The sequence below is a fragment of the Pseudomonas baetica genome, assembly GCF_051216495.1.
Lineage (GTDB): Bacteria > Pseudomonadota > Gammaproteobacteria > Pseudomonadales > Pseudomonadaceae > Aquipseudomonas > Aquipseudomonas baetica_B.
The window spans coordinates 1-18,297 of sequence record NZ_JBPKAM010000061.1 but is presented as its reverse complement, the minus strand read 5'-3'; the positions used below and the strand labels follow the sequence as shown (position 1 = coordinate 18,297).

The window sequence follows — 18,297 nt, the reverse complement described above, 5'->3', positions numbered from 1 at the left end:
TCAGTTCCCCTTCTTCTCATCAAGAATGCGGTATTCAGCGCTGCGCGCGTGGGCACTCAGCGATTCGCCACGGGCCAGTACCGAGGCTGTCTTGCCAAGCTCCGAAGCGCCGGCTTCGGAGCAGAAGATGATCGACGAGCGCTTCTGAAAGTCGTACACGCCCAACGGCGACGAGAACCGAGCGGTGCCTGAGGTCGGCAACACGTGGTTGGGACCTGCGCAGTAGTCGCCCAGGGCTTCCGAGGTGTGGCGGCCCATGAAAATTGCACCCGCATGGCGGATCTGCGGCAGCCAGGCTTGCGGATCAGCGACGGACAATTCCAGGTGTTCCGGCGCAATGCGGTTGGCCACTTCCATGGCCTGTTCCATGTCACGCACCTGAATCAGCGCACCACGGCCATTGATCGAGGTTTCGATGATGGTGGCGCGATCCATGGTCGGCAGCAGCTTGGCAATGCTGGCGGCAACCTTGTCGAGGAACGCAGCGTCCGGGCTGACCAGGATGGCTTGCGCGTCTTCATCGTGCTCGGCCTGGGAGAACAGGTCCATGGCGATCCAGTCCGGATCGGTTTGGCCGTCGCACACCACGAGGATTTCCGAAGGACCTGCAATCATGTCGATACCGACCTGGCCAAACACGTGGCGCTTGGCAGTGGCCACATAGATGTTGCCCGGGCCGACGACCTTATCGACCTGCGGCACGCTTTCGGTGCCGTAAGCCAAGGCGGCAACGGCTTGAGCGCCACCGATGGTGAACACGCGGTCCACACCGGCGATGCAAGCTGCGGCCAGCACCAGTTCGTTGACCTCACCGCGCGGCGTCGGCACTACCATGACCACTTCGGTCACGCCAGCAACCTTGGCCGGAATCGCATTCATCAGTACCGAGGACGGATACGATGCCTTGCCACCGGGTACATACAAACCGGCGCGATCCAGCGGCGTGACTTTCTGGCCCAGGACGGTGCCGTCGGCCTCGGTGTAGCTCCAGGAATCCTGCTTCTGCTTTTCGTGGTAGCTGCGCACGCGGGCCGCGGCTTTTTCCAGGGCTTCACGCTGAGGCACGGTAATGCGCGTCAACGCCAGCTCCAGTCGTTCGCGCGGCAGGATCAGGTCGGCCATGGACGCCACGTCCAACCCGTCGAACTGGCGGGTGTAGTCCACCAGCGCCGCATCGCCACGCTCGCGCACGGCCTTGATGATGTCCAGCACGCGCTGATTGACCGAGTCGTCAGACACACTTTCCCAGCTCAGCAGATGATCCAGATGATGCGCGAAATCCGGGTCAGCAGCGTTGAGTCGGCGAATTGCAGTCGGTGCGGTCATAGCGAGAGCCTCATAGGATTGGCAAAAAACTCAGGCGCCCGAAGCTAACATTCGATCCGCTTGGGCACCTGAGAATTCTGGCTATGAGGCGGATAGACGGCGCGACTTGACGTCGCGCAGGTGAATCAGCCGCGGTGTCGAGATTCCACTGCCTTGCGCAGGGTATCGATCAACGCCTGGATACGGGCATGCTGCATTTTCATCGAAGCTTTGTTGACGATCAGCCGGGAGCTGATGGCGGCAATGAAATCCTGTGGCTCCAGGCCGTTGGCCCGCAGCGTGTTGCCAGTGTCGACCACGTCGATGATCTTGTCGGCCAGGCCGATCAGCGGTGCCAGCTCCATCGAACCGTACAGTTTGATGATATCGACCTGGCGACCCTGTTCGGCGTAGTAACGCTTGGCAACGTTGACGAACTTGGTGGCGATACGCAGACGACCCTTGGGCTCAACCGCGCCGACCTTGCCGGCGGTCATCAGCTTGCACTGGGCAATTTGCAGGTCCAGTGGTTCGTACAGGCCCTGGCCGCCATATTCCATCAGCACATCTTTACCGGCGACACCCAGGTCGGCGGCACCATGCTCGACATAGGTCGGCACGTCGGTGGCACGCACGATCAACAGGCGTACATCTTCCTGGGTCGTGGGAATGATCAGCTTGCGGCTCTTGTCCGGATTCTCGGTCGGCACGATGCCCGCTTCAGCCAGAAGCGGCAGGGTGTCGTCAAGGATGCGGCCCTTGGACAGTGCGATGGTCAACATGGGAAACGTCAGTCCTTAATCAGGAATCTTATGCCCGGTCGCAATCGGCGCCGGACACGCATCGAGCCGGAAACCGGCTCGACTGGAAAACCAATGGGCACGTCCCTGTGCCGATGAAACAGAAACTAGCCCGGAACGCGACGGATCTTGGCGCCCAGCATCTGCAGTTTCTCTTCGATGCACTCGTAACCACGGTCGATGTGGTAGATGCGGTCGATCAGGGTATCGCCTTCGGCGATCAATGCCGAGATCACCAGGCTGGCCGAAGCACGCAGGTCGGTCGCCATGACGGGCGCGCCCTTGAGTTTTTCGGTACCGGTCACGATGGCCGTGTTGCCTTCGACTTGGATCTTGGCACCCATGCGGTGCAGTTCGTAAACGTGCATGAAGCGGTTTTCGAAGATCGTCTCGATCACAGCGCCAGTGCCTTCGGCAATGGCGTTGAGGGAGATGAACTGCGCCTGCATGTCGGTCGGGAACGCCGGGTACGGAGCGGTCCGCACGTTGACGGCTTTCGGACGCTTGCCGTGCATGTTCAGCTCGATCCAGTCGTCACCGGTGGTGATTTCAGCACCTGACTCACGGAGTTTTTCCAGAACGGCTTCGAGGATCGTTGGATCAGTATCCTTGACCTTCACACGGCCGCCGGTCACGGCAGCGGCAACCAGGTAGGTGCCGGTTTCGATACGGTCAGGCATCACCTTGTATGTGGTGGTGTGCAGGCGCTCGACGCCATCGATGGTGATGGTGTCGGTGCCGGCGCCGGAAACCTTGGCACCCATGGCGTTCAGGAAGTTCGCCAGGTCGACGACTTCAGGTTCGCGCGCGGCGTTTGCCAGTACGCTGCGACCCTTGGCCAGAGCGGCCGCCATCATGATGTTTTCGGTACCGGTCACGCTGACGGTGTCGAAGAAGAAGTGCGCACCGCGCAGGCCGCCCTCAGGGGCCTTGGCCTTGATGTAGCCGCCTTCAACGTCGATGATCGCACCCATGGCTTCCAGGCCACGGATGTGCAGGTCAACTGGACGCGAGCCAATGGCGCATCCGCCAGGCAGGGCCACTTCGGCCTCACCGAAACGAGCGACCATCGGGCCCAGTACCAGAATCGACGCCCGCATGGTTTTAACCAGTTCGTACGGAGCAACCAAAGTCTTGATGGTGCGCGGGTCGATTTCGACGGCCAGCTTCTCGTCGATCACCGGCTCGATCCCCATGCGACCGAACAATTCGATCATGGTGGTGATGTCGTGCAGGTGTGGCAGGTTGGCAACGGTCACCGGACCGTCGCACAGCAGCGTGGCCGCCAGGATCGGCAGGGCGGAGTTCTTCGCCCCGGAGATGCGGATTTCGCCGTCAAGACGAGCACCGCCAGTAATAATCAATTTATCCATAAGAATCTCGACGCCCTTGGGCTCAGGTGCGCTCGGCCCAGGCCGCGCTGCTGAAAAATTTCATAGTGACCGCATGGATGCTGCCATCGGTGATCCACGGGTTCAAATGGGCATAGATCTGCTGCTGACGCTTGACCGGGCTCAATGCCGCCAGTTCATCGCTAATCACGTTCAGCTGGAAATTGCAGCCTTCGCCTTCAACTTCCACCTGCGTTCCTGGCAGCTTTGCTTCAAGGAAGCTTTTCACTTCTACGGCCTGCATGCTCAACCTCAATCGGCGCCCTGTGCGCGCGGGTCGGACATCATACAAAAAAGCCCCGCGCCTGCGAACCCCGCGGAGCAGGACTCTGACGGGGGGCTTGTTTATCGATGCGGGTTAGGTATTCGCCAACAGCTCGGTCAGCTCACTGACCTGAGCGATTTCGCGCATGTCTTCCGGCATCCCGCGCAGGCTCAGCGACTTGCCGGCCGCCTTCGCATCACGCATGAAGCACAGCAACAACGACAGGCCGACGCTGCTGGACTTGGTGACTTCCGAACAATCGACCACCAGCGCCGAGGCCTTGCTGGCCTTGATCAGCGCCCTTCCCTGCTCACGCAGGCCAGGGCCGGTGCGGTAATCCAGCACGCCGCTCAGACGCAGCTCGCCGGCTTCGTCCATCAGGACTGCCGACTCACTCATTGGGTTTGTTTCTCGGTGGACTGCTCGGCGGTTTCCTTGGCCTTGGCCACTTCCCCGGCCCAACCATTGATGGTCTTGTCCAGGTCGTTGCCATTGCGCTGCATCGCATCGGCGAACTGATCGCGGAACAGCTTGCCGATGTTGATACCGTTGATGATGACGTTGCGCAGTTTCCACTCGCCGTTGATCTTTTCCAGGGTATAGGACACTGGATAGATCGCACCGCTGCTGCCCTTGACCGTCATGCCGACGCTCGTACGGTCGCCCGACTCGTCCTTGGCTGGATCAACGGTGATGCCCTGGTTGTTGTACTCGAGCAAGGCATTGCCATAAAACTGGAACAGGCCTTTTTTGAAGTTTTCCTCAAAGGTCTTCATCTGCGCAGGTGTGGCTTTACGCGAGTACTTGACCGTCATGATGCTCTTGGAGATACCTTCGGCATCCACGACAGGTCCGACAATGTTATTCAGGGCCGTATAAAAATCCTGCGGATCCTGCTTGTACTTCTCTTTGTTGGCGGCCAGGTCGGCCAGCATACGGTTGGTGGTGTCCTGCACCAGATCGTGTGCGGAAGGCGCTGCCACGGCGTTAGCCACCAACGGCAAGGCTGCGAGCAATACCAACAGGCCACGTCGCAAGGTAGAGATCATTTACAAATTCCTCATTTGGGGTCTTTGCTAACGGTGTTGAGAAGGAACTTACCGATCAGGTCTTCGAGCACCAGCGACGACTGGGTGTCGTGGATGGTTCCGCCATCCTTGAGCAGGGACTCTTCCCCGCCAACGCTGATACCGATGTACTTCTCGCCCAACAGACCAGCGGTCAGGATAGATGCAGTGGAATCGGACGGCAGATTATCGACGCTTTTTTCCAGCTGCATGGTCACTCGACCGGTGAAACTGTCGCGATCCAGATCGATCGCCGTGACCTTGCCGATGGTTACACCGGCCATGGTCACTTTAGCTCTGACAGTCAAACCGGCAATATTGTCGAAATACGCATAAAGTTTATAGGTATCGGTACTCGGGCTCGGGGACAGGCCACTGACCCGCAGAGCCAGCAGCAGCAAAGCCAGGATGCCAGCCAGCAGGAAAAGGCCGACACCGATTTCCAGGGTGCGGTTTTGCATCAGAAATCTCCAAACATCAAGGCGGTCAGAATAAAGTCCAGGCCGAGCACAGCCAGGGAGGCATACACCACGGTCTTGGTAGTGGCACGACTGATCCCCTCGGAAGTGGGCTCACAGTCATAGCCCTGGAATACGGCGATCCAGGTGACGACAAAGGCAAACACCATGCTTTTGATGGTGCCGTTGAGCACATCGTCAGCAAAGGTCACGCTGTTCTGCATGTTCGACCAGTAGGAGCCCTCGTAGACGCCAAGCCAGTCGACAGCGACCCACGAGCCGCCCCAGATACCCACCACGCTGAAAATCATCGCCAGCACCGGCAGGGAAATGAAGCCGGCCCACAGGCGTGGGGCAATGATGTACTTGAGCGGGTCGACCCCGATCATTTCCAGACTGGACAATTGCTCGGTGGATTTCATGTTGCCGATTTCCGCCGTCAACGCCGAACCGGCACGCCCGGCGAACAACAACGCCGTCACCACCGGCCCCAATTCGCGCAACAGGGTCAAGGCAACCATCTGCCCAACCGCCTGCTCCGAACCGTAGCTGGACAGGATGTTGAAGCCCTGGAGTGCCAGCACCATGCCGATGAAAATCCCGGAGACCACGATGATCACCAGCGACATCACGCCTACCGAGTGCAGTTGCTTGACCAGCAGGCCGAAGCCGCCGCCAATGCCGCCGCGACCGAGCAAGGCGTGGAACAGGAACAGGGTCGAACGGCCGAACACCGCAACGGTATCGATTCCGGCCAGACCGAACCGCCGTACGCGTTCCAATAATGTAATTCTGCGCATCAGCGGCGCTTCCCCAGAAGATCTGCGCGGTAATCCGGCGCTGGAAAGTGGTACGGGACCGGACCATCGGGCTCCCCGGTCATGAATTGACGAATTTTCGGGTCGTCCGAATTCATCAGTTCTTCAGGTGTACCCTGCCCCAATACTTGCCCGTCACCCACCACATAGATGTAATCGGCAATGCTCGCGGTCTCCGCCAGATCGTGGGAAACCACGATACTGGTGATACCCAGCGCATCGTTGAGCAGGCGGATCAGGCGCACCAGTACGCCCATGGCAATAGGGTCCTGGCCGACAAAGGGCTCGTCGTACATGAGGATCTGCGGATCGAGTGCAATTGCCCGCGCCAATGCGACACGACGCTTCATGCCACCGGACAGTTCGTCAGGCATCAGTTCGATGGCGCCACGCAAGCCCACGGCCTGCAATTTGAGCAGGACGATGTCGCGGATCATTTCATCGGGCAGCTCGGTGTGAACGCGTAGCGGAAAGGCCACGTTCTCGAACACATCGAGATCGGTGAACAGTGCACCGCTCTGAAACAGCACGCCCATATGCTTGCGGGCATCGAAAAGATCACTGCGCGAGAGCTTCGGCAGGTTCTGACCGTTGACCCAGACTTCGCCCTTGGTAGGCCGCAACTGCGCGCCCATCAACCGCAATAGCGTAGTCTTGCCACACCCGGAAGGCCCCATGATGCCGGTGACCTTGCCGCGGGGAATACGGATATCGACGTTATTGAAAATGCTGCGCTTGCCGCGCTTGAAGGTCAGTCCCTTCAGCTCGACCGCGTAGGCGTTATCGGCACTCATCTAAACTCCTTGCGATGCAGCCTCTCACTCGGACGCCTGACTTTCTGACGAAAGCACATCTCCCGGGCGGGCCGAACTGGCGGCGAACTATATCACTGCAAACGCGACGCACCCAAGGTCATTGCCGGACCTTGTTTAATAACATGGCGCGCAAAAAGCTTCATCTAGAGGGATTAAGTAACAAGTAATAACAATGCGCGACGAACTTGCGTGAGGGTTTTGCTCATAACCGCTATAATCGCCGCCTTTTCATCAGGCTAAACGATTTCTGACATGAGCCAATCCAGCGACCTGATTCAATCCGCCCAACGCACCATCCGCCTCGAAGTGGAAGCCGTACAAGGCTTGCTGCCGCATATCGACGCTGATTTCGTACGCGCTTGCGAGATGATTCTGGCCAGCAAAGGCCGCGTAGTCGTAGTCGGCATGGGCAAATCGGGGCATATCGGCAACAAGATCGCCGCCACCCTGGCCAGCACCGGCACCACGGCTTTTTTCGTCCACCCGGCTGAAGCCAGCCATGGTGACATGGGCATGATCACCCGCGACGACATCATCCTGGCGCTGTCGAACTCCGGCTCCACCAATGAAATCGTGACGCTGTTGCCACTGATCAAGCGCCTGGGCATTCAACTGATCAGCGTGACCGGCAATCCCGATTCGCCGCTGGCCAAGGCCGCCGAGGTCAACCTCAACGTTCACGTTGAGCATGAGGCCTGCCCACTGAACCTGGCCCCCACGTCGTCGACGACCGCCGCACTGGTGATGGGTGACGCCTTGGCCGTCGCCCTGCTGGAAGCCCGCGGATTTACCGCTGAAGACTTCGCCTTTTCCCATCCCGGCGGAGCACTGGGACGACGCCTGTTGCTGAAAGTGGAAAACGTCATGCACGCCGGACAAGACCTGCCGCAGGTTCAGCGCGGCACGCTGCTCAAGGACGCGCTGATGGAAATGACCCGCAAGGGCCTGGGCATGACCGTGATTCTCGAGGCCGACGGCAAGCTGGCCGGGATCTTCACCGACGGCGATTTGCGCCGCACTCTGGACCGCACGATCGACATCCACAGCGTCACCATCGACCAGGTCATGACCGCCCACGGCAAGACAGCCCGCGCCGAGATGCTCGCCGCCGAGGCCCTGAAAATCATGGAAGACCATAAAATCAACGCACTGGTCGTGGTCGACAGCGAAGACCGTCCGGTCGGCGCCTTGAACATGCACGACTTGTTGCGTGCGGGGGTAATGTAATGAGCACTGACCTGCTGCAACGCGGCCAACAGATCAAACTGGCGGTTTTCGACGTCGACGGCGTTCTCACCGACGGGCGCCTGTACTTCCTAGAAGACGGCAGCGAGTTCAAGACGTTCAACACCCTCGATGGCCAGGGCATCAAGATGCTGATGGCCGCCGGCGTGCAAACCGCCATTATCAGCGGCCGCAAGACACCGGTGGTCGAGAGACGAGCGAAGAACCTCGGTATTCCGCATCTGTATCAGGGGCGTGAAGACAAACTGGTCGTGCTCGACGAGCTTCTTGGCCAACTCAACCTAAGCTATGAACAGGTCGCTTATCTGGGCGACGACCTGCCTGACCTTCCGGTCATACGCCGCGTAGGCCTGGGCATGGCAGTGGCCAACGCCGCCAGTTTCGTGCGTGAACACGCTCACGGCATTACTCAGGCCCGCGGCGGCGAAGGTGCCGCCCGGGAATTCTGCGAACTGATCTTGCGCGCCCAAGGCCGCCTCGATGCGGCCAACGCTGCGTACTTGTGAGCCAAACATGCTGAGCAAAAAAATTCGCAACATTCTGATGTTCGGTTGCATCGCGGCGATTTTCGCCGCGGTTGGCTATTGGAACATCAGTCCGGAGCGCTTTCTCGACAAGCCGGTTGTGCAAGTCGACAACAGCGAGATCGACTATTACGCCACCAACGCCCACAGTGTGCAGTTCCTGCCGGACGGGAAACTGCAATACGAAATGACATCGGACAAGGTCGAACACCTGAAAGCGACCGAAGTAACGTTGCTGACCAATCCCGACCTGAACATGTTCCGTGGCACCCAGTTCCCGTGGCACGTCCAGAGCGAGAAGGGTGAAGTCAATCCGGACGGCACACAGGTCGAGCTGATCGATTCGGTACGCATCACGCGTTTCGACGAGAAGAACCGCAGAACCCTGATCACCACCACCCGCATGACCGTGTTCCCGCAGCAGCAATATGCGCAGACCGATCAACCCGTTAGAATCGACGGCGCTGGCGGTGTGTCGACTGGCAATGGAATGAAAGCGTACTTGAAAGAAAGCAGGATACACCTGCTATCGAACGTAAGAGGACAGTATGAGGCTCGTTAAAACCCTCCCTATTTTGCTCAGTCTGGGCGCAGCACTGGGAAGCGTGAGCGCCTGGGCTCTGCCGGATGACCAACAGCAGCCTATCCGCATCCAGGCCGACGACGCCCAACTGGACGACAAGAACGGTATCGCCACCTACACGGGCGATGTGATCATCACCCAAGGCTCGATGAAGGTCACCGGCAACAAAGTGACCATGACCCGCGCGCCCAATGGCGATATCGATGTGGTGACGTCAGTGGGCAACCTTGCCTACTTCGAACAACTGCAGACTGCGGGCGACGCAAAGCCTGTTCAAGGCTGGGGTGTGACCATCCAGTATCACGCGACTCAGAACCGCGTCGTTCTGATCGACCGCGCCAAGGTTGTCGACAAGGACAACAACGTCACCCAGGGCGAAAAAATCGTCTACGACACCGTTAAAAAGCTGGCCAGCGCGGGTCGCGCTACCGGCAGCAAGGTCACCGAAGCGCGTCCGCGCATCGACATGGTGATCCAGCCGAAAAAGAAAACCGACGAGCAAAAGGCCCAGTAATGGCAACTCTGAAAGCTCAGCATCTGGCCAAGAGCTACAAGAGCCGCCAGGTCGTGCGTGATGTGAGCCTGTCCATCGACAGCGGTCAGATCGTCGGCCTGCTTGGCCCCAATGGTGCCGGCAAGACCACCTGCTTCTACATGATCGTCGGCCTGGTAAGGGCAGATCAGGGCCGCGTCCTGATCGACGACCTGGACGTCAGCCACCAGCCCATGCACGGTCGTGCGAAGGCCGGTATTGGCTATCTGCCGCAGGAAGCCTCGATCTTTCGCAAGCTGTCGGTAGCCGACAACATCATGGCGATCCTCGAGACCCGCAAGGAGCTCGACAAGGCCGGTCGTCGCAAGGAACTGGAAAGCCTGCTTCAGGAATTCCACATCAGCCACATCCGCGACAACCTCGGGATGAGCCTGTCCGGCGGCGAACGCCGCCGCGTGGAAATCGCTCGCGCGCTGGCCACCAACCCGAAATTCATCCTGCTCGACGAACCCTTCGCCGGCGTGGACCCGATTTCGGTGGGCGACATCAAACAGATCATCTATCACCTCAAGGCCAAGGGCATTGGCGTGCTGATCACTGACCACAACGTCCGCGAGACCCTGGATATCTGTGAAACCGCCTACATTGTCAATGACGGCCAACTGATTGCCGAAGGCGACTCCGACACTATCCTGGCCAATGATCTCGTCAAGGAAGTGTACCTGGGCCACGAGTTCCGCCTGTAAGCACTGAGGTGCCTGGCTAGTCGACCGAGCGCTCGTTTCGATAAAAAATCAACTCCTTTTTATTGTTACAGCGCTCTAGGCAAACACTGCAATTTCGGGCATATAATTTGCTTATGTTTGGCGCTCCGGCGCCCTGTAGTGGATGGCGCATGTGCGCCGGCGAATAAGGTGTTAAGCCCCTGCCATGAAACCATCGCTAGTCTTGAGAATGGGCCAGCAGCTGACGATGACGCCGCAGCTGCAACAGGCCATCCGCCTGCTCCAATTGTCGACCCTGGACCTGCAACAGGAAATCCAGGAGGCCCTGGAGTCCAATCCGATGCTCGAACGCCAGGAAGAAGGCGACGACTTCGATAACTCCGACCCCTTGGCCGACAACGCCGAACAGAAGCCCAACACCGACATTCAGGAACCGTCCTACCAGGAAAGCGCCCCGACCGTTGATAACCTCGACGAAGGCGACTGGAACGAGCGCATTCCCAATGAGCTTCCCGTCGACACTGCATGGGAAGACGTCTACCAGACCAGCGCCAGCAGCCTGCCGAGCAACGATGACGACGAGTGGGACTTCACCACCCGCACATCGGCCGGCGAGAGCCTGCAAAGCCACCTGCTTTGGCAGCTGAACCTGGCGCCAATGTCCGACACTGACCGGCTGATCGCCGTGACATTGATCGACTGCATCAACAATCAGGGTTATCTGGACGAAACACTCGAGGAAATCCTCGAAGCCTTCGATCCGGAACTGGACATCGAACTGGACGAAATCGAAGCCGTCCTGCACCGCATCCAGCAATTCGAACCTGCGGGCATTGGTGCCCGTAATCTGGGCGAATGCCTGCTGCTGCAATTGCGCCAGTTGCCCGCCAAAACACCTTGGCTGACCGAGGCCAAGCGCCTGGTCACCGATTTCATCGACCTGCTCGGCAGCCGTGACTACAGCCAGCTGATGCGCCGCATGAAACTCAAGGAAGATGAACTGCGCCAGGTGATCGAACTGGTCCAGAGCCTCAACCCGCGCCCAGGCTCGCAGATCGAGTCCACCGAAGCCGAATACGTCGTTCCCGACGTGATCGTGCGCAAGGACAACGAGCGTTGGCTGGTGGAACTCAATCAGGAGTCGGTACCACGCCTGCGGGTCAACGCCCAGTACGCAGGTTTCGTGCGCCGTGCCGACACCAGTGCCGACAACACCTTCATGCGTAATCAGTTGCAGGAAGCCCGCTGGTTCATCAAGAGCCTGCAAAGCCGCAACGAAACCCTGATGAAAGTAGCCACCCAGATCGTCGAGCATCAGCGCGGCTTCCTGGAGTATGGCGACGAAGCCATGAAACCGCTGGTACTGCATGACATCGCTGAAGCGGTCGGCATGCATGAGTCGACGATCTCACGGGTGACCACGCAGAAATTCATGCATACCCCTCGGGGCATCTATGAACTGAAATACTTTTTTTCCAGCCATGTCAGCACCTCCGAAGGCGGCGAATGCTCGTCCACGGCGATCCGCGCGATCATCAAAAAACTGGTTGCCGCGGAAAATCAGAAAAAGCCGTTGAGTGACAGCAAGATCGCTGGTTTACTGGAGGCACAAGGCATTCAGGTGGCTCGCCGCACCGTCGCCAAGTACCGCGAATCCCTCGGAATCGCGCCTTCGAGCGAACGTAAGCGGCTGATGTAGAGCCACGCCACAGCGTTCCAGTGGTAGATCATCTGGTCTACCGCTTTATGCACTGGCAACGAAGGAGAAGCTGTATGCAAGTCAACATCAGTGGACACCAACTGGAAGTGACCGAACCCCTGCGCGCCTACATCGGCGAAAAGCTCGATCGGTTGGAGCGACATTTCGACAAGATCACCAACGTGCAGGTCACGATGACGGTCGAAAAGCTGAAGCAGAAAATCGAAGCCACGCTGCATATTCCCGGCAATGAAGTGGTCGCCAACGCGGAACATACCGATATGTACGCGGCGATCGACGCACTGACCGACAAGCTGGACAAACAACTTAAAAAGCATAAGGAAAAGACCCAGAGCCTCCTCCAGGGTGCTACCGGTCGTTAACACTCCCAACCCATGATCCGACTTGAAAGTATCCTGACCCCCGGCCGTTCCCTGGTGAACGTGCCGGGCGGCAGTAAAAAGAAAGCCCTTGAGCAAATTGCCAACCTTATCCACCGCGAAGTGCCGGATCTGGAGATGCAAGATGTCTTCGAGGCTTTGATTGCCCGTGAAAAACTCGGTTCTACCGGTTTTGGCAACGGCATCGCCATTCCTCACTGCCGCCTCAAGGGTTGCAATTCGCCCATCAGCGCCTTGATGCACCTTGACGCCCCAATCGATTTCGACGCTATCGATGGCGCCCCGGTCGACCTGTTGTTCGTACTTCTGGTCCCGGAAGCCGCTACCGATGCGCACCTGGAGTTGTTGCGCCAGATCGCCAGCATGCTCGACCGCAAGGATGTGCGCGACAAACTGCGCAGCGCCCCGAGCAATGAAGCCTTGTATCAGGTTGTCCTGGACGAGCAAAACGGGCACTAACCATGCGTTTGATCATCGTCAGCGGCCGCTCCGGCTCAGGCAAAAGTACCGCCCTCGATGTACTGGAGGACAACGGTTACTACTGCATCGACAACCTGCCTGCCGGGTTGCTGCCGGAACTGGCCGAGCGCGCGTTGATTCACACCGAAATGTTACAGCCGCTGGTTGCCGTCTCCATTGATGCCCGCAACCTGCCAAGCCATTTGTCACGGTTTCCGGAACTGCTGGAAGAAGTCCGCAGCCGGTTTATCCAGTGCAACGTCCTGTATCTGGATGCCGACGAAGAAACCCTGCTCAAACGCTTCTCGGAAACCCGGCGTCGCCACCCGCTGAGCAGCGCCAATCGCTCGCTGGCCGAGGCAATCAAGGATGAGTCGAGTCTGCTCGGCCCGATTGCCGACCTGGCCGACCTCAAAATCAACACCACCAGCCTGAACCTGTATCAGCTGCGCGATACCATCAAGCTGCGCCTGCTGAACCAGCCGGAACCCGGTACCGCGTTCCTGGTAGAGTCTTTCGGCTTCAAGCGCGGCATGCCGGTGGACGCCGATCTGGTGTTCGATGTGCGCTGCCTGCCCAATCCCTACTGGAAGCCGGAGCTGCGAGCACAGTCCGGACTCGATCAACCGGTTGCCGAGTACCTGGCGGCCCAGCCGGATGTCGAAGAGATGTTCCAGGACATCTCCAGCTATCTGCTCAAATGGTTACCCCGCTTTGCTGCCAGTAACCGCGCCTATGTCACCATTGCCATCGGCTGCACGGGCGGGCACCACCGCTCTGTCTACCTGACCGAACGCTTGGGCAAGACCCTGCAACAATCCCTGAAGAACGTCCAGGTCCGCCACCGCGACCTCAGCTAAAGGATTCACATCGCGATGCCTGCTCTGGAAATCGAAATCATCAATAAGCTGGGTTTGCATGCCCGTGCGTCTGCCAAGTTCGTCGGGGTTGCCGGCCAATTCAAGGAATGCACCATCCGGGTAGGACGCACGCCAGAATCCACCGTCGACGGTAAAAGCATCATGGCCATGATGATGCTCGCCGCAGGCAAGGGCACCAAAATCCATCTGAGCACGGAAGGCGAGCAGGAACAGGAAGCGATGGATGCGCTGGTGGCCTTGATCAACAACTACTTCGACGAAGGCGAGTAACTCCCGGCCATATCAGATGATCTCCTGTGGCGAGGGAGCAAGCTCCCTTGCCACAATTCAAGCGAGCGCCGTATCCATCACCATCATCAAACAGAATCCGACCAGCAACCCCAGGCTGGCCAGCTTGTCATGACCATGGCGACGGGATTCGGGAATGACCTCGTGGGTGACCACCAGCAACATGGCCCCGGCCGCCAAGGCCAGCCCCAAGGGCAATAGCAGTTCGGCCAGACTCACCAACCACGCGCACAGCAGGGCAAATACCGGTTCGACCAGACCGGAAGCGGCACCGATCAGGAACGCCCTGAACCGTGACATCCCTGCCCCGGCCAACACCAAAGCGATCACCAGTCCCTCCGGCACATCCTGCAACGCAATGCCCATCGCCAAACTGTCGGCATCCGACATACCGCCACCGGCCGAAACACCGACAGCCATGCCTTCGGGAATGTTATGGGCAATGATCGCGAACACGAACAGCCAGATGCGCGGTGGAATCACCGGATGCTCCGCAGTGCCGATGAGCATTTCCGGCGATGCACCGGACACTTTACGATCAACCAGAAACAGGCCGAATGCACCGAGCATGATGCCAAAACAGATTAGACCGCTGGACACCCATGGGGTCATGCCAAGGTTTTCTGCCGCCGCAATGCCCGGTACGATCAGCGAAAAAGCAGTTGCCGCCAGCATCACTCCGGCACCAAACCCCAGCAATGTATCGCTGAGCGCCTGGGGCATCCGCCGGATCACCAGCACGGGTACCGCGCCAAGCGCAGTACCCAGGGCGCAGATCGCACCGCCCTGCAACGCCCGTGACAGTTTCGACTCCAGATCCAGCCACTCCAGTCCGTGCGCCACCAGCAGGCTCATGCCCACCAGCACTAACAACGATCCAAATGCGTAACGAAACATTCGCCCACTTGTGACCGCCAGCGTTTCAGTGCCCATAGTCAGCCTTGAATTATTTTTTGAAGACTTAAACCAGTGCAGCCTGATAACGCGCAGCGACTTCAGGCCAGTTGATCACGTTGTAAAACGCGCTGATGTATTCCGGACGGCGGTTCTGATACTGCAGGTAGTAGGCGTGCTCCCACACATCCAGGCCAAGGATCGGCGTATTGCCGCTCATCAACGGACTGTCCTGGTTGCCGCTGCTTTCCACGACCAGGTTCTTTTGCGGCGTCACGCTCAGCCAGGCCCAACCACTGCCGAAACGGGTCAGCGCTGCTTTCGTGAAGGCCTCCTTGAAACGGTCGAGACCGCCCAACTGTTCGTCGATGGCCCTGGCCAATGCGCCTTCAGGCTTGCCACCACCCTGAGGTGCCATGACTTCCCAGAACAACGAATGGTTGGCATGACCACCTCCCTGATTGATCACCGCCGCTCGAAGCTTTTCTGGCAGTTGCTGCACCGCGGCCACCAGTTTTTCCACCGGCCATTCGGCGAACTCGGTGCCTTCGATGGCCGCGTTCAGGTTGTTGATGTAGGTTTGGTGGTGCTTGGTGTAGTGAATCTCCATGGTTTGCGCATCGATATGCGGCTCCAGGGCGTCGTAGGCATACGGCAAGGCAGGCAAGGTAAAAGCCATTTCAATGGACTCCATGGTGGTGAGGCGCAGGTGACACGGCATCGATATGCAGCAAACGATGGGTACGGGGGTACTCGCCGTGTTCGCTGATGAAACTCAGCAGTTCGACATAGGTTTTGCTGCTCTGGCGCAGCGCTGCTTCGCGCAGCGCCGGCGTCAGTCGCGGATCCTGCATGGCCTGCAACAGCCGTTGATGGATAGCACAGAGGTATTCGGCGCTCTCCTCCGGCTGGTTCAGACGCAAATGCAGGTCCGCCAGGTTGTGATGGGAAATCACGCAAGCCGCCACCGCTTCATCAGCATCCGCCCAACGCTCGAACAACACCTGGGCCAGGGCCAGCGCCTGCAAGTAAGCCTCGCGGGCGTCGACCAGCTCGCCCTGCATGAAAAAGCGGTTGGCTCTTTCGATCGTGCGTTTCCAGTGCTCCATGGTGAACCTCCAAAGCGGCGGTGATGCTTACACGCCACCTGCGGTGAGTTTTTCCGGGTTAAGCAACTCTTCCAGCTGGCTGCGCGAGAGGTCGGTGTGTTCCAGTGCTACATCGATCACCGGTCGACCTTGCGCATAGGCCTTCTTGGCGATTTCTGCAGCTTTCTGGTATCCGATGATCGGGTTGAGCGCAGTCACCAGAATCGGGTTGCGCGACAACGCTTCCTTGAGCCGTGCGTCGTTGACCTTGAAACTGGCGATGGCCTTTTCGCCCAGCAAACGGCTGGCATTGGCCAGCAACTCGATGCTGCTCAGCAGGTTCTGGGCGACAATCGGCAGCATCACGTTCAATTCAAAGTTGCCCGATTGACCAGCGATGGTGATGACCGTGTCGTTGCCGATGACCTGGGCGGCGACCATGGCTGTGGCTTCCGGAATCACAGGGTTGACCTTGCCGGGCATGATCGAAGAGCCCGGTTGCAGGGCTTCCAGTTCGATCTCACCAAGACCGGCCAATGGCCCGGAGTTCATCCAGCGCAAATCGTTGGCGATTTTCATCAGCGATACCGCCGTGGCCTTGAGTTGGCCGGAGACGGCGACAGCAGTGTCCTGGGAGCCGATCAACGCGAACAGATCAACACCCGGTGTGAATTCGACGTGGGTCAACTTGCTCAGTTGCTGACTGAAACGCGCTGCGAACTCTGGATGTGCATTGATCCCTGTACCCACTGCCGTGCCGCCCTGTGCCAGGGACTGCAGGCTTGCCTGCAGGCCTTGCAGATGGCCGATATTGGCCTTGAGTTGCTGGGCCCAACCGTTAAGCACCTGACTCAGGCGCACCGGCATTGCGTCCATCAGATGGGTGCGTCCGGTTTTGACATGGTGATGAACCTGCCCGGCCTTGTGTTCGATCACCTGCACCAGGCCGTTCAGGGCCGGTAGCAACTGTTCGTGCAATGCCAGCGCCGCACTGACGTGGATGGTGGTTGGAACGATGTCGTTGCTGCTTTGGCCGCAATTGACGTGATCATTGGGGTTCACCGGCTCGCCGAGCAGGCGGCTGGCCAGCGTGGCGATCACTTCGTTGGCGTTCATATTGGAACTGGTACCGGAACCGGTCTGGAAGACATCCACCGGGAAGTGCTGCATGAAATCGCCTTCAAGCAGGCCTTGCGCCGCGTCGACGATGGCTTTGCCCTGGGATTCGCTGATCTGCTTGAGCTCAACGTTGGCGCGGGCCGCCGCCGCTTTGGCCAGGATCAACGCGCGAATGAACTGCACCGGCATCGGCTTGCCACTGATCGGGAAGTTATCCACCGCACGCTGAGTCTGCGCGCCGTAGAGGGCGTCTTCCGGGACCTGAAGCTCGCCCATGCTGTCGCGCTCAATACGTGTCTTGGTCATCTGAAAATCCTTGCACCAGTTCAGTTAAGGGAATCGAAGGCTGCAACTCGCAGGTCGCCAGTTGCCAGGTGTAGCTTTGCCAGCGTTTGAGGCGGCATTTGCAGAGGGAAAGGCGTTCGAGATCACGCAGCGGGCGCCAGGCCTGATCGAGGCAGTAGGTCCGCCAGTGCCATGGCAGGGCGACATCCGCAGCGGTATCGAGCAATAAACGGAAGGAGGTTTCGGCGACAGTCCAGGGTGAGGTCGCCGTGCAACAAGCCAGATACCGGCCTTCGGCCAGGTAATGTTCGATCAGGCGAGGCTCGTCGGGGTCCATCGCGCAACGGATCTGGCGACTCATCCAGCGCCAGCTTTCGAGGTAAGGCTGCTCGTGCAAGGCAGAACTCATGATCCGGGGCTCATTCGATAATGAGATTTATTATTAGATGATAATGAGAACCAAAACAACCCCGCCTGACTGTGTGAAATCTATTGTGGGAGCGAGCCTGCTCGCGAAGGCGGCCTAACATTCAGCAACTGTGTTGACTGACACACCGCATTCGCGAGCAGGTTCGCTCCCACAAGGGGCTTGTGCAATGAACATAAAAAAGGCGCGCCACCCGATGGGGGGGGGGGGCTTTTTGGTGGGGGGAGGAAGGAGGTTAGCGGCGGAAAGTAGCCGCTTGGGTCGCAC

24 protein-coding genes are annotated in these 18,297 nt (G+C 58.9%); 10 read left to right on the top strand and 14 right to left on the bottom strand.

The annotated features are described in order from the left end of the window. From hisD to ACSFE6_RS20520, 9 genes are all read right to left on the bottom strand, one after another. Nucleotides 1-1,326: a histidinol dehydrogenase gene (gene hisD / locus ACSFE6_RS20560; RefSeq protein ID WP_435429300.1), complete on the bottom strand. Its 1,326-nt coding sequence runs from the start codon at nt 1,324-1,326 to the stop codon at nt 1-3. A 125-nt stretch (nt 1,327-1,451) separates the two neighbouring features. Continuing rightward, nucleotides 1,452-2,087, bottom strand: a complete 636-nt coding sequence (gene hisG, locus ACSFE6_RS20555; RefSeq protein ID WP_008018703.1) for an ATP phosphoribosyltransferase — start codon at nt 2,085-2,087, stop codon at nt 1,452-1,454. A 125-nt stretch (nt 2,088-2,212) separates the two neighbouring features. Next, nucleotides 2,213-3,478 (bottom strand): UDP-N-acetylglucosamine 1-carboxyvinyltransferase, encoded by a 1,266-nt coding sequence (murA, locus tag ACSFE6_RS20550; RefSeq protein WP_175389508.1) that lies wholly within the window; start codon nt 3,476-3,478, stop codon nt 2,213-2,215. 22 nt (nt 3,479-3,500) lie between these two features. Next, nucleotides 3,501-3,740 (bottom strand): BolA family protein, encoded by a 240-nt coding sequence (locus ACSFE6_RS20545; RefSeq protein ID WP_077045294.1) that lies wholly within the window; start codon nt 3,738-3,740, stop codon nt 3,501-3,503. Nucleotides 3,741-3,854: 114 nt separating this feature from the next. Continuing rightward, nucleotides 3,855-4,160, bottom strand: a complete 306-nt coding sequence (locus ACSFE6_RS20540) for an STAS domain-containing protein (protein WP_435429299.1) — start codon at nt 4,158-4,160, stop codon at nt 3,855-3,857. Next, nucleotides 4,157-4,810, bottom strand: coding sequence for an MlaC/ttg2D family ABC transporter substrate-binding protein (locus ACSFE6_RS20535; protein ID WP_435429298.1), 654 nt, complete (start codon nt 4,808-4,810; stop codon nt 4,157-4,159). Before ACSFE6_RS20535 ends, ACSFE6_RS20540 begins: the two co-directional genes overlap by 4 nt. Nucleotides 4,811-4,821: 11 nt before the next feature. Further along, the gene (mlaD, locus tag ACSFE6_RS20530) at nt 4,822-5,289 is read right to left on the bottom strand and encodes an outer membrane lipid asymmetry maintenance protein MlaD (RefSeq protein WP_435429297.1); all 468 of its coding nucleotides are present in this window, start codon (nt 5,287-5,289) and stop codon (nt 4,822-4,824) included. Then, nucleotides 5,289-6,086 (bottom strand): lipid asymmetry maintenance ABC transporter permease subunit MlaE, encoded by a 798-nt coding sequence (gene mlaE, locus ACSFE6_RS20525; RefSeq protein ID WP_435429296.1) that lies wholly within the window; start codon nt 6,084-6,086, stop codon nt 5,289-5,291. The genes mlaD and mlaE overlap by 1 nt, the downstream gene beginning before the upstream one ends. After that, a complete protein-coding gene (locus tag ACSFE6_RS20520) occupies nt 6,086-6,898 on the bottom strand; it encodes an ATP-binding cassette domain-containing protein (protein ID WP_435429295.1) in 813 nt (270 codons plus the stop codon). Before ACSFE6_RS20520 ends, mlaE begins: the two co-directional genes overlap by 1 nt. A gap of 273 nt (nt 6,899-7,171) precedes the next feature. Here ACSFE6_RS20520 and ACSFE6_RS20515 point away from each other — a divergent pair, with 273 nt between their 5' ends. The 10 genes from ACSFE6_RS20515 (at nt 7,172) to ACSFE6_RS20470 (ending at nt 14,199) form a co-directional block, all read left to right on the top strand. Beyond that, nucleotides 7,172-8,146, top strand: coding sequence for a KpsF/GutQ family sugar-phosphate isomerase (locus tag ACSFE6_RS20515; protein WP_435429294.1), 975 nt, complete (start codon nt 7,172-7,174; stop codon nt 8,144-8,146). Next, a complete protein-coding gene (locus tag ACSFE6_RS20510) occupies nt 8,146-8,670 on the top strand; it encodes a KdsC family phosphatase (protein ID WP_096513437.1) in 525 nt (174 codons plus the stop codon). Before ACSFE6_RS20515 ends, ACSFE6_RS20510 begins: the two co-directional genes overlap by 1 nt. Before the next feature lie 7 nt (nt 8,671-8,677). Then, nucleotides 8,678-9,250 (top strand): LPS export ABC transporter periplasmic protein LptC, encoded by a 573-nt coding sequence (gene lptC, locus ACSFE6_RS20505; RefSeq protein WP_435429293.1) that lies wholly within the window; start codon nt 8,678-8,680, stop codon nt 9,248-9,250. Beyond that, nucleotides 9,237-9,785, top strand: coding sequence for a lipopolysaccharide transport periplasmic protein LptA (lptA, locus tag ACSFE6_RS20500; protein ID WP_435429292.1), 549 nt, complete (start codon nt 9,237-9,239; stop codon nt 9,783-9,785). The genes lptC and lptA overlap by 14 nt, the downstream gene beginning before the upstream one ends. After that, entirely contained in the window at nt 9,785-10,510 is a 726-nt protein-coding gene (lptB, locus tag ACSFE6_RS20495) for an LPS export ABC transporter ATP-binding protein (RefSeq protein ID WP_435429291.1), read from the top strand. The genes lptA and lptB overlap by 1 nt, the downstream gene beginning before the upstream one ends. A 184-nt stretch (nt 10,511-10,694) precedes the next feature. After that, a complete protein-coding gene (locus ACSFE6_RS20490; protein WP_435429290.1) occupies nt 10,695-12,188 on the top strand; it encodes an RNA polymerase factor sigma-54 in 1,494 nt (497 codons plus the stop codon). A 74-nt stretch (nt 12,189-12,262) separates the two neighbouring features. Continuing rightward, nucleotides 12,263-12,571, top strand: a complete 309-nt coding sequence (hpf, locus tag ACSFE6_RS20485; RefSeq protein ID WP_435429289.1) for a ribosome hibernation-promoting factor, HPF/YfiA family — start codon at nt 12,263-12,265, stop codon at nt 12,569-12,571. Between the two features lie 12 nt (nt 12,572-12,583). After that, nucleotides 12,584-13,048, top strand: a complete 465-nt coding sequence (gene ptsN, locus ACSFE6_RS20480; protein ID WP_435429288.1) for a PTS IIA-like nitrogen regulatory protein PtsN — start codon at nt 12,584-12,586, stop codon at nt 13,046-13,048. A gap of 2 nt (nt 13,049-13,050) precedes the next feature. Beyond that, nucleotides 13,051-13,908: an RNase adapter RapZ gene (gene rapZ / locus ACSFE6_RS20475; protein WP_435429287.1), complete on the top strand. Its 858-nt coding sequence runs from the start codon at nt 13,051-13,053 to the stop codon at nt 13,906-13,908. 15 nt (nt 13,909-13,923) lie between these two features. Further along, on the top strand, nt 13,924-14,199 hold the full coding sequence (locus ACSFE6_RS20470) for an HPr family phosphocarrier protein (RefSeq protein ID WP_433738692.1): 276 nt from the start codon (nt 13,924-13,926) through the stop codon (nt 14,197-14,199). Nucleotides 14,200-14,256: 57 nt separating this feature from the next. On the opposite strand, the gene ACSFE6_RS20465 is transcribed toward ACSFE6_RS20470, so the two are convergent. The 5 genes from ACSFE6_RS20465 to ACSFE6_RS20445 are packed head-to-tail and all read right to left on the bottom strand — an operon-like array spanning nt 14,257 to nt 18,012. Beyond that, nucleotides 14,257-15,150, bottom strand: a complete 894-nt coding sequence (locus ACSFE6_RS20465) for a ZIP family metal transporter (protein ID WP_435429286.1) — start codon at nt 15,148-15,150, stop codon at nt 14,257-14,259. A 28-nt stretch (nt 15,151-15,178) separates the two neighbouring features. Continuing rightward, nucleotides 15,179-15,790 (bottom strand): superoxide dismutase, encoded by a 612-nt coding sequence (locus ACSFE6_RS20460; protein ID WP_435429285.1) that lies wholly within the window; start codon nt 15,788-15,790, stop codon nt 15,179-15,181. A gap of 1 nt (nt 15,791) precedes the next feature. Further along, complete coding sequence (locus ACSFE6_RS20455; RefSeq protein ID WP_435429284.1) at nt 15,792-16,220, bottom strand: hypothetical protein; 429 nt, start codon at nt 16,218-16,220, stop codon at nt 15,792-15,794. Between the two features lie 27 nt (nt 16,221-16,247). Continuing rightward, entirely contained in the window at nt 16,248-17,624 is a 1,377-nt protein-coding gene (locus ACSFE6_RS20450; RefSeq protein ID WP_435429283.1) for a class II fumarate hydratase, read from the bottom strand. After that, the gene (locus ACSFE6_RS20445) at nt 17,605-18,012 is read right to left on the bottom strand and encodes a FagA protein (RefSeq protein ID WP_435429282.1); all 408 of its coding nucleotides are present in this window, start codon (nt 18,010-18,012) and stop codon (nt 17,605-17,607) included. Before ACSFE6_RS20445 ends, ACSFE6_RS20450 begins: the two co-directional genes overlap by 20 nt. Between the last annotated feature and the right edge of the window lie 285 nt (nt 18,013-18,297).